The sequence below is a fragment of the Chloracidobacterium sp. genome (assembly GCA_025057975.1).
GTDB lineage: Bacteria > Acidobacteriota > Blastocatellia > Chloracidobacteriales > Chloracidobacteriaceae > Chloracidobacterium.
This window is the reverse complement of the sequence record JANWUV010000024.1, coordinates 1-10776: the sequence shown is the minus strand read 5'-3', so window position 1 is coordinate 10776 and position 10776 is coordinate 1. Positions and strand designations below refer to the sequence as shown.

The following is a 10776-nucleotide window of genomic DNA, read 5'->3' as shown; positions in this document are numbered from 1 at the left end:
CAGATCCTGCGCGCCGCCCAGGAGGCGTTGCGCCGGCAGGATTGGGCGACGGCTGAGCGCGAGGCGCAGGCCTTCATCGCCACCTATCCGCGCGACCCCCGCGTCGGCGAGGCGTACTTCATCCGCGCCGAAGCGCTCTATGGCCGGCGGGAGTTCACCCAAGCGGCTCTCGCCTATGACGACGCGCGCTCGCGGGTCACCGATCGGGCGAAGCGCCAGGACGTCCTGCTTGGGCTCGGCCGCTCGCTCGCCGCCATCAACGAGCGCGACAGTGCGTGCGAGGTGTTCCGCCAGCTCGCCTCGGATTTCGCCACCGACATGCGGGCGGACATCCGCGAGGCGCTGACCCGGGAGCGGTCTCGGCTGCGCTGCTGACCGATCTCGCGACCCGCTTCGCCGCCGCACTGGAGCGGCTCGGGCCGTTCGAGCCCGCGCCGTTGCTCGCGGTCGCCGTCTCGGGCGGGCCGGACAGTCTCGCCCTTGCCCTGTTGGCCGAGCGTTGGGCACGGGCAAGGGGAGGGCGGGCGATCGGTCTCGTTGTCGATCATGGCGTGCGCGCGGCCGCCGCTCTGGAGGCGCGGCTCGCCGCCGCCTGGCTCGCGGCGTGGCGCATCGAGGCGCGGATGATCACGCTGGCGGGCGTTGCGACGAACGCCGAGGCGTTGCGCCGCGCCCGCCTTCATGGCCTGGCCGAGGCGGCGGTTGCGGCGGGGGCGCTTCATCTCCTGCTTGGTCACCATGCCCTCGATCAGGCGGAGACGGTGCTGCTGCGGCTCGCGCGGCGTTCGGGCGAGGGGGGGCTCGCGGGGATGCCGGTCGTCCGGGCGCTCGGCCCCGTGCGCCTGCTGAGGCCGCTGCTCGGCGAGCCGCCGGTGGTTCTGAAGGCCTTTCTGCGCGGCATCGGCCAGCCGTGGATCGAGGACCCGTCCAACACGGGGCGGACGACGCGGGCGGTGTTGCGCGCCGCCTTGCGCGACGGCGACGGCCAAGGGGTTGGGATGCGGGCTGCCGCGCAGGTCGCGGCGGCCGCCTCCCGCCGCCGCGGCGAAGCCGAGGCACGCCTTGCGCAGGCGCTCGCGCAGGCCATCACCCTCTTCCCGTTAGGCTTCGCCCACCTCGACGCCGCTTCTTTCGCGGCCTGGGATGAAGCGCTTCGGCGGGCGGCGCTCGCCGCGCTGTTGCGCTGCATCGGCGGCCATCAACATCCCGTGCGCCAGGAGCGACTCGATCCCCTTCTGCAGCGCATGGCGGAAGGGCGGGGCGGCACGGCTGCCGGTTGCCTCCTCGCCCGCCGCGGCCCCACATGGCTCGTGGCGCGGGAGCCGGCGGCCGTCGCGGCCGAGGTCGAGATGGCGGGCGCGTCGCCGGTGCTGTGGGACGGGCGCTGGCGCGTCACCGCCATGCCGGGCTGCACCGTAGGGCCGTTGGGCGCAGCGGAGGCGGCGCTGCTCCGTCGCACCCACGCTCCGGCACGCGATGTTTCCGCCCTGGTCCTGGCCACCTTGCCGGCGATCCGGCATGGCGGCGTGCTGGTTGCGGTGCCGCCGATGCTGTATCATTCCCCAGGCCGGCTGCCGGTGCCGCAGGCCCGGTTTCGCCCCCAGGTGCCGCTTGTCGAGCTTTGGCCCGGCGAGGGGAGCCCGGGGCCATTGGAAGCTTGGTGACGAGACCCATGTTGAGTGGGCCGGCGGTTCGCGCCGACACAGATCGAGGATGATCGCCGCGTGAGCAACTTCGGACGGAACCTCGCCCTTTGGGTCATCATCGCGCTTCTGCTGGTGGCGCTGTTCAACCTGTTTCAGCCCTCCTCGCCGCGCCACTACGCGAGCCAAATCGCCTACTCCGACTTCCTCAACGAGGTCGGCAAGGGGCAGGTGCGCGACGTCACGATCCAGGGCCGGGTGGTCACCGGCCAACTGCTGGATGGGCGGATGTTCACCACCTACCTGCCGCCGGATGCCGGCACCGTGACCATCCAGAAGCTCACCGAGCGCGGCGTACGGGTGGTTGCCCGGCCGGAGGAGAGCGAGGTCAACCCGATCTTCCACTACCTCCTCTCCTGGTTCCCCATGCTTCTCCTCATCGGCGTGTGGATTTTCTTCATGCGCCAGATGCAGTCGGGGGGTGGGCGTGCGATGGGTTTCGGCAAATCGCGCGCCAAGTTGCTCACCGAGAAACACGGGCGCGTGACCTTCGACGACGTCGCCGGCATTGACGAGGCGAAGGCCGAACTCCAGGAAATCGTCGACTTCCTGCGCGATCCGCAGAAGTTCCAGCGTCTTGGCGGGCGGATCCCGAAGGGCGTGCTGCTGGTCGGGCCGCCCGGCACTGGCAAGACATTGCTTGCCCGCTCCATCGCCGGCGAGGCGAACGTGCCGTTCTTCACCATCTCGGGGTCCGACTTCGTCGAGATGTTCGTCGGTGTGGGCGCGTCGCGCGTGCGCGACATGTTCGAACAGGGCAAGAAGAACGCCCCCTGCATCATCTTTATTGACGAGATCGACGCCGTGGGGCGGCATCGCGGCGCGGGTCTGGGCGGGGGCAACGACGAACGCGAGCAGACCCTGAACCAGCTGCTCGTCGAGATGGACGGCTTCGAGTCGAACGAGGGCGTGATCCTGATCGCCGCCACCAACCGCCCCGATGTCCTCGACCCCGCGCTGCTTCGGCCGGGCCGGTTCGACCGCCAGGTGGTGGTGCCGAACCCTGACGTGAACGGGCGCGAGAAGATCCTCCGCGTGCATATGCGGAAAGTTCCGCTTGCCGCCGACGTCGATCCGAAGGTGCTCGCCCGCGGCACGCCCGGCTTCTCCGGCGCCGACCTCGCCAATCTGGTGAACGAGGCCGCCTTGCTCGCCGCCCGGCTCGGCAAGCGGGTGGTCGGCATGGCCGAGTTCGAGGCCGCCAAGGACAAGGTCCTGATGGGGGTGGAGCGCAAGTCCCTCGTGATGAGCGAGGAGGAGAAGCGCATGACCGCCTACCACGAGGCCGGTCACGCTCTCGTTGCGATGTCGCTTCCCGAGTGCGATCCGGTGCACAAGGCGACGATCATTCCGCGTGGCCGTGCGCTGGGCTTGGTCATGTCGCTGCCGGAGGGCGATCGCTACTCCAAGCACAAGTCCAAGCTTCTCCAAGAGCTCGCGATGGCGATGGGCGGTCGCGCGGCGGAGGAGATCGTGTTCGGCCCCGACCGCGTGTCCAACGGTGCGGCCGGCGACATCAAGATGGCGACCGAGCAGGTCCGCCGGATGGTCACCGAGTGGGGCATGAGCGAGAAGCTCGGCATGGTCGCCTATGCCGACAACACCCAGGAGGTGTTTCTCGGCCACGCCATCACGCAGACGAAGAACGTGTCGGAGGCGACCGCGCAGGAGATCGACCGCGAGATCCGCCGCATCATCGACGAGGCCTATGCCACGGCGAAGCGGATCCTCACGGAACGCCGCGCCGACCTCGATCGGCTCGCCCAGGGCCTGCTCGAGTACGAGACGCTGTCGGGGGAAGAGATCAAGGCGCTGCTGGCTGGCGAGCCGATCATCCGCAAGCAGGCGGAGGAGCAGCCGCAGTCCGACCAGCGCCGCTCCTCGGTGCCGACCTCGGGGCGCGTGCCGAAGACGGGCGCCGCGCCCGCCGGCGGCTTCGGGCCTCAGCCGCAGCCGAACGTCTGACGTTTACGCCCAGGTTCGCCGCCTCCCCGGTCGGCCGACGTTCCATCCGCGGTGCCGGGGCGGGTGGCGCCCACGGCTGGCGGAGCAAGCGCAGCCCTTGGCGGGACGCGGCGGAGCGGGGATAAAGCGACCGTCAAGCTCGGGGTGATACCCATCACAGGGCGTGTCGGGACGGCCGGTCCGCCGTCCGGCGCGCCTCTCCTCGGGGCAGCTGGAGCCTTCGCCGATGGCGTCCGATCGTCGTCGTCTGTTCGGAACCGACGGGGTCCGTGGCCGGGCCAACGCCCCGCCGATGCAGGCGGAAACCGCGCTCCGCCTGGGGCAGGCCGCCGGGGCGTTGTTCCGGCGCACCACGGCCGGGCACCGGCCGCGCGTCGTCATCGGCAAGGACACGCGCCTCTCCGGCTACATGATCGAGAACGCGCTCGCCGCCGGCTTCATCTCGGTCGGCATGGATGTGAACTTCGTGGGTCCTTTGCCCACGCCGGCGATCGCTTGGCTCACGCGCTCCATGCGGGCCGATCTCGGGGTGATGATCTCGGCCTCGCACAATCCGTTCGAGGACAACGGCATCAAACTGTTCGGTCCGGACGGCTGGAAGCTTTCGGACGCGATGGAGGCCGAAATCGAACGGCTCATGGATGACGCAGCACTGGAGAGTCACCTTGCCGCTCCGGGCGAGTTCGGCCGCGCGGTGCGGCTCGAGGATGCGCGCGGCCGCTACATCGAGGCGGCGAAATCGTCCTTTCCCCGCAACCTTCGCCTCGATGGGCTGCGCATTGTCATCGATTGCGCGAACGGCGCTGCCTACCGCGTCGCCCCCCTCGTGCTTGCCGAACTCGGCGCGGAGGTGATCCCGCTCGGCGTCGCCCCCGATGGCGTGAACATCAACCGGGGCTGCGGCTCCACCGTCCCCGAACACATGAAGAGCGAGGTGGTGGCGCACGGTGCGGATCTCGGCCTCGCCCTCGACGGTGATGCCGACCGCCTGATCCTGGCCGACGAGACAGGCCGGGTGATCGACGGCGACCAGATCCTCGCCCTGATCGCCGATGCATGGTCGCGCACCGGCCGGCTCACCGGGGGCGGGGTGGCGGCGACGGTGATGAGCAACATGGGGCTCGAGCGCTTCCTCGCCGACCGGGGGCTCGTGCTCGAGCGCACGGCGGTGGGCGACCGTTACGTCGCCGAACGCATGCGCGAGAAGGGCATGAATGTCGGCGGGGAGCAGTCCGGCCACATGATCCTGACCGACTACGCGACCACGGGTGACGGTCTGATCGCCGCCCTGCAGGTGCTGGCCGTCGTCGTCGAGACGGGAAGGCCCGCCTCCGAGGTGTGCCGCCAGTTCGAACCCCTGCCGCAACGCCTGCGCAACGTCCGCCATGACGGGCGGCTCGATCTCTCCCACCCGCGCATTGCGGCCGCGATCGCCGAGGCCGAGGGACGGCTCGCCGGGCGGGGGCGCCTGCTGATCCGCCGGTCGGGCACGGAACCGGTGGTGCGCGTCATGGCCGAGGCGGTCGATGACAGTCTCGTTTCGGAGGTGGTCGAGTTCGTGGCGGAAGCGATCAATTCCGTCGTCGCCGAGGTGGCGGCGTGATGAAGGGCAGGGTGCTGATCGTCGCCGGCTCCGACTCAGGGGGCGGGGCGGGGATCCAGGCCGACATCAAGGCAGTCACCTGCCTCGGCGCCTTCGCCATGACCGCCGTCACCGCCCTCACGGCGCAGAACACGCAGGGCGTGGCCAACGTACTGCCCGTGCCACCGGGCTTCATCCGCGAACAGATCGACGTCGTCGTCTCCGACCTCGGCGTCGATGCCGTGAAGACCGGCATGCTGCACGACGTGCCGGTGATCGAGGCGGTGGCGGAGGAGATCGCCGCCCTCGATCCGCCGGTGCCCGTGGTGGTCGATCCGGTGATGGTGGCGAAAGGCGGGCATCGTCTGCTCGAGGAGAACGCTGTCTCGGCCCTGATGCGCCTGATGATTCCCCGCGCCACGATCATCACCCCCAACGTTCCGGAGGCGGAAGTTCTGGCCGGTTCCGCCATCCTCTCCCTCGACGACATGAAGCGGGTCGCCGAGCGCCTGCTTTCGCTCGGCTGCCGGGCGGTGCTGATGAAGGGCGGGCATCTGCCGGGCGAGCGGGTGACCGACCTCCTCGTGACGGCAGAGGGGATGGAAGCCCTCTCGGGCCCACGCATCGCCACCCGTCACACGCACGGCACCGGCTGCACGCTCGCTTCCGCCATCGCCGCCGGTCTCGCCCAGGGTTTGGCTCTGCGCGAGGCCGTCATCCGCGCCCGTCACTACGTCGCCCTCGCCCTCGCCTCGGCCCCCGGCTACGGCCAGGGGCATGGGCCGCTCAATCACGCGGTGACGGTGGATCCTGCGCGGCTGGCGGCGCTGTCTCGCACATAAAGGCGCATTTCGTACGCGCCGAACCCGCGCCGATCTTCGGCAGAGAGCATCGTCGCGCCCACGGCTCAGTCCGGCCGTGTGCGATCTGCTCTAGGTCGCGCGCCGCCGCACCGCCACCAGCCCGGCGAGGGCGACCGCGAACACGGCGAGCGCGCCGGGCGCCGGCACCGCTTCGAGGCGGGTGCGCTCGATGAACAGGTTGTCGGCCCAGAGGGTCAAGTTTGTCGCCTGGATGAGGCCGGCTGAGCCCGTGTCGTAGGGCGGCGTAGTCACAGTCCTCGTGCGCTTTGGCAGGACCACGATCTGCATCGTCACGAGGGAGTCGCTCTCCAGCAGGAACACCTCCTGGAAGGTCTGGAACTGTCGTGACTGTCCGAGCGGGGACAGGCCCTCGCCCGTGATGAAGAAATCGTTGGGGTCGAACCGCCCGGGCGAGAGGTCGATCGAGGCGAGCAGGCTGCCGCTGGCGCCGGTGGGCACGCCGCTGCTGAAGGTGATCCCGCCCGCATAGATGCGCAGCAACGCTTCGGTCTCGATGTCGCCGACCGCAACGGCGAAGATGCTCATCGCGAAATCGCCACCGAAACGATACGCACCCGCCTGCAGGTCGACCGTCTGGTACATCGCCACGGGGGTGGGCAGGGCGCCGGGTGGCAAGCTGCTGTTCACGGTTGCGACCCAGTTCCCCTTGCCGATGCAGCCGAAGCCGAAGGCGGGCGGGCAGGTAGACCCTTCGATGCCGCCCGCTCGGTTGTGGGCCGACACGGCCCAGTGCGGGAACCCGATGACTTGGTTGAAGTTCGGCGTCTCCGAGGGTGCCGGAGATGGGTATCCCGACGTGCCGCGTTCGGTGATGATGGTCGTTTCCAGGCTGCCGTTCAGCAGCACATTCGCCTGCGCCGCCGCCGGTGCGAGGATGAGTGCAGCGCCCAAGACGAGCGCGCGGGATATCGAACGCCTGGTCAGCTCCCCTGTCAGTGCCGACCGCGCCCCCGCGCAACCGGAACGAGGATCATCATGACATCGTGTCGTTCGTCCTGCAAGACGTTCACCAACCGGGCAGGATGATGTCGGTGACACGCCTTCCCCTGCATGTCGTCGATGCCCGCCCCCACCGGCCCTTCGCCGGCAACCCTGCCGCGGTCGTGCCGCCTCGACGGGGGCGGTGCGCAGCGCCCAGGGGCGAGCGGGGCGATCGGGCCGCGCGATTGCGCGATCGGGATGAATTCGCCCAGCGTCATCCACTTGCGGTTCGGCCGCGGCAAGCGAATGACAAGCGATTGAAAGTTTGGCGAGAGGTCCATGCGCCCGTGGCCGCATGCGCGGCCTTCTGCCAAGCTAGGCTGAACGGCTCATGCCCGCCGAGGATTAGCGCCGCGCGCAAGGCATCGGCGATCTCGACCGGGCCGCGGACCGCGTCGGCCGCGGCGAAGCGAGGGTTGGTCCCGGCACCCTCCAACGCGTGCGGTTTCCCTGGGACGAGGACGGCCTACGTGCAGGGCGCCGTGCCTTGGCAGCCCGGGAACTGGCACGCCATCGGCGGCCTTGCACCTTTGCCGTTCGGATCCGATCAGGGAGAACGCGGCGTTCGGCACACCGTCGCTTTCCAGGTAAGGCGGACGAGCATGTCCGGTTACCGCTCGTGCGGGGTGTCGAGGCTGGCAAGCCGGCGCGGCGCTTTGAGACGCTCGCTTTCGGAAGCGAGACGGGTGCCGGCCGCCAGGAAGGGTGAAAGATAACCGTGTCGTGCGAACCGTCGGGTCAGACAGGCGCTGCCGCCTTGTCGCGACGCAGCATCGGGGCTATAGGCCGAGGCGGGTCACGCCCCCCCACCGGGGCGCATTGCTTCTGCAAGGGAGCTCGCCATGGCGCACACCGCCTCGCCGCCCGCGCGGCCAACCGTCCGTCCCAACAACCCGCGCTTTTCCTCCGGGCCCACCGCCAAGCGACCGGGCTGGTCGCTCGCCGCGCTCGAGGGCGCGCTGCTTGGCCGGTCACACCGGGCGAAGGAGCCGAAAGCCCGCCTCGCCGAGGTTATTTTGCGCTCGAAACGGCTTCTCGGCCTGCCCGAGGATTGGCGTCTCGGCATCGTTCCCGCCTCCGACACGGGTGCGATCGAGATGGCGATGTGGACCTTGCTCGGCCCTCGGCCCGTCGACGTGATCGCCTTTGAATCGTTCGGCGAAGCCTGGGCCACCGATGTCGTGAAGCAGCTCAAGGTTGAGCACCGCATTCTCACGGCTCCTTACGGCAAGCTGCCTGACCTGACCGCTGTCGACTGGTCGCACGATGTCGTCTTCTGCTGGAACGGCACGACCTCGGGGGTGCGCATTCCCGACGGCTCGTGGATCGCGCCCGACCGGGCGGGGCTTGCGATCTGCGATGCCACCTCGGCTGTGTTCGCGATGGAGCTTCCCTACGACCGGCTCGATGTCGTCACCTGGTCATGGCAGAAGGTGCTCGGCGGTGAGGCGGCGCACGGCATGCTGGCGCTGTCGCCCCGTGCGGTGGAACGGCTCCTCTCGCACAAGCCTGCTTGGCCGCTGCCGAAGATCTTCCGCTTGGTTTCCGGCGGCAAGCTGATCGAGGGTATCTTCAAGGGCGAGACCATCAACACCCCTTCCATGCTCTGCGTGGAAGATGCGTTGGACGGGCTTGCTTGGGCTGAGTCGATCGGGGGGCTTTCCGGGCTCATCCGACGGTCCGAGGCCAATCTTGCCGCGGTCGCGCGCTGGGTTGAGAAGACGCCGAACTACGCCTTCCTCGCCGAGGATCCGCGCACGCGCTCCTCGACCTCGATTTGCCTCTCCATCGTCGCACCGTGGTTCACCGCGCTTCCGGCCGAGAAGAAGAGCGAGGCGGCGAAGGCGATCGCCGCACTGCTGGAGTCTGAAGGGGTGGCCCTGGATGTTGGCGGCTATCGCGACGCGCCGCCCGGGCTGAGGCTCTGGGGCGGGGCGACGGTGGAGACGGCCGACATCGAGGCTGTGCTGCCTTGGCTCGATTGGGCAGCGGATACGGTCGCGCAGCGTTTCGTGACCGTTCCTGCCGGGGCGTGACGCCGATGCCGAAGGTGCTGATCTCCGACAAGCTGTCCCCGGCCGCGGTTGAGATCTTCCGGGCACGGGGCATCGAGGTCGACGTCAAGACCGGCCTGTCGCCCGCGGAGCTCCGCGCCATCATCGCTGACTACGATGGGCTTGCCGTCCGCTCATCGACAAAGGTGACGGCGGAGCTTCTGGCTGCGGCAAGGAATCTGAAGGTGGTAGGCCGAGCCGGCATCGGTGTCGACAATGTCGACGTTAAGTCCGCCACCGCCCGCGGCGTGGTGGTGATGAACACGCCGCACGGCAATGCCATCACCACCGCCGAGCATGCGATCGCCCTCATGTTCGCCCTCGCCCGCCAAATTCCCGAGGCCTCCGCCTCGACCAAGGCGGGCAAATGGGAGAAAAACCGTTTCATGGGCGTCGAGCTCTACGGCAAGACGCTTGGCATCATCGGTTGCGGCAACATCGGCTCCATCGTCGCCGACCGTGCGCTCGGGCTGAAGATGAGGGTGATCGCCTACGACCCGTTCCTGTCGGAGGCGCGAGCGGTCGCGCTGGGTGTGGAGAAGGTCGATTTGCACGATCTGTTCGCGCGGGCCGACTTCATCACGCTGCACACGCCGCTGACGGAAGGCACGCGACACATCATCGACGCTCGCGCCATTGCGCAGATGAAGCCCGGCGTGCGCATCATCAACTGCGCCCGTGGGGGGCTGATCGTGGAGAAGGATCTCTACGACGCGCTCGTCTCCGGGCACGTGGCGGGCGCCGCGCTCGACGTGTTCGAGACCGAACCCGCGACAGAGAGCCCCTTGTTCCGGCTGGAGAACGTCGTCTGCACGCCGCATCTCGGCGCCTCGACCATGGAGGCGCAGGAAAACGTCGCCCTGCAGATCGCCGAGCAGATGAGCGACTTCCTGCTGACGGGAGCAGTGACGAACGCGATCAACATGCCCTCCGTTTCGGCCGATGATGCGCCACGGCTGAAGCCGTATATGGAGCTTGCGCGCCTGCTCGGTGCCTTCGCCGGCCAACTGTCGGTGGCGCGTGACGGCGGGTTCCGCTCGGTCGCGATCGAGTACGAGGGCCATGCCGCGACTCTGAACCACACTCCGCTCACCGCGGCCGCACTTGCTGGCCTGCTCGGGCCGCTCATGGAGGGGGTGAACATGGTCAACGCGCCGGTGATGGCGCGTGAGCGCGGCATCGACATCACCGAGACCGTGCACGACCGGCCTTCCGAGTATCAGACGCTGATCCGCATCGCGGTGACGACGGATCGCGACACCCGCACAGTCGCCGGCACGCTCATCGCAGGCTCTCGGCCCCGGCTGGTCGAGATCAAGGGGATACCTGTGGAGGCCGATTTCTCGCGCCACATGCTGTACGTGACGAATGAGGACAAGCCGGGGTTCATCGGCCGCTTCGGCACCACCCTTGCCGAAGCTGGGGTAAACATCGCGACCATGCATCTCGGCCGCAACGCGCCAGGGGGCGATGCGATCTGTCTCGTCTCCGTCGACGAGCCGGTCCCGGCGCAGGTTCTGGACCGCGTGCGCGCTTTGCCACTGGTGAAACAGGCGACCCCGCTGTCGTTCTAGGGACGTCGAGCTGTGGGGGCGCCGATATCAGGG

Annotated in this window: 8 protein-coding genes; 7 read left to right on the top strand and 1 reads right to left on the bottom strand. The window is 69.0% G+C overall.

From position 1 onward, the window contains the following. The 5 genes from NZ585_14720 to thiD form a co-directional block, all read left to right on the top strand. Positions 1 to 375 (top strand): tetratricopeptide repeat protein (locus NZ585_14720; protein ID MCS7081286.1); only part of this gene is annotated, 375 nt, incomplete at its 5' end. 62 nt (positions 376 to 437) lie between these two features. After that, on the top strand, positions 438 to 1664 hold the full coding sequence (gene tilS, locus NZ585_14715; protein MCS7081285.1) for a tRNA lysidine(34) synthetase TilS: 1227 nt from the start codon (positions 438 to 440) through the stop codon (positions 1662 to 1664). Between the two features lie 60 nt (positions 1665 to 1724). After that, positions 1725 to 3668: an ATP-dependent zinc metalloprotease FtsH gene (gene ftsH, locus NZ585_14710; GenBank protein ID MCS7081284.1), complete on the top strand. Its 1944-nt coding sequence runs from the start codon at positions 1725 to 1727 to the stop codon at positions 3666 to 3668. Between the two features lie 226 nt (positions 3669 to 3894). Continuing rightward, positions 3895 to 5271: a phosphoglucosamine mutase gene (gene glmM / locus NZ585_14705; protein ID MCS7081283.1), complete on the top strand. Its 1377-nt coding sequence runs from the start codon at positions 3895 to 3897 to the stop codon at positions 5269 to 5271. Continuing rightward, positions 5271 to 6092 carry a bifunctional hydroxymethylpyrimidine kinase/phosphomethylpyrimidine kinase gene (thiD, locus tag NZ585_14700; GenBank protein MCS7081282.1) on the top strand — a complete coding sequence of 274 codons (822 nt, stop codon included), beginning with the start codon at positions 5271 to 5273 and terminating at the stop codon, positions 6090 to 6092. The genes glmM and thiD overlap by 1 nt, the downstream gene beginning before the upstream one ends. 90 nt (positions 6093 to 6182) lie before the next feature. Here thiD and NZ585_14695 read toward each other — a convergent pair whose 3' ends face one another. Then, positions 6183 to 7025, bottom strand: coding sequence for a hypothetical protein (locus NZ585_14695; GenBank protein MCS7081281.1), 843 nt, complete (start codon positions 7023 to 7025; stop codon positions 6183 to 6185). A 932-nt stretch (positions 7026 to 7957) separates the two neighbouring features. Between NZ585_14695 and NZ585_14690 the strand changes: the two genes are divergently transcribed. Both NZ585_14690 and serA read left to right on the top strand, forming a co-directional pair. Beyond that, positions 7958 to 9151 (top strand): phosphoserine transaminase, encoded by a 1194-nt coding sequence (locus NZ585_14690; protein MCS7081280.1) that lies wholly within the window; start codon positions 7958 to 7960, stop codon positions 9149 to 9151. A gap of 5 nt (positions 9152 to 9156) precedes the next feature. Then, positions 9157 to 10743 carry a phosphoglycerate dehydrogenase gene (gene serA, locus NZ585_14685; protein MCS7081279.1) on the top strand — a complete coding sequence of 529 codons (1587 nt, stop codon included), beginning with the start codon at positions 9157 to 9159 and terminating at the stop codon, positions 10741 to 10743. Positions 10744 to 10776: the final 33 nt, after the last annotated feature.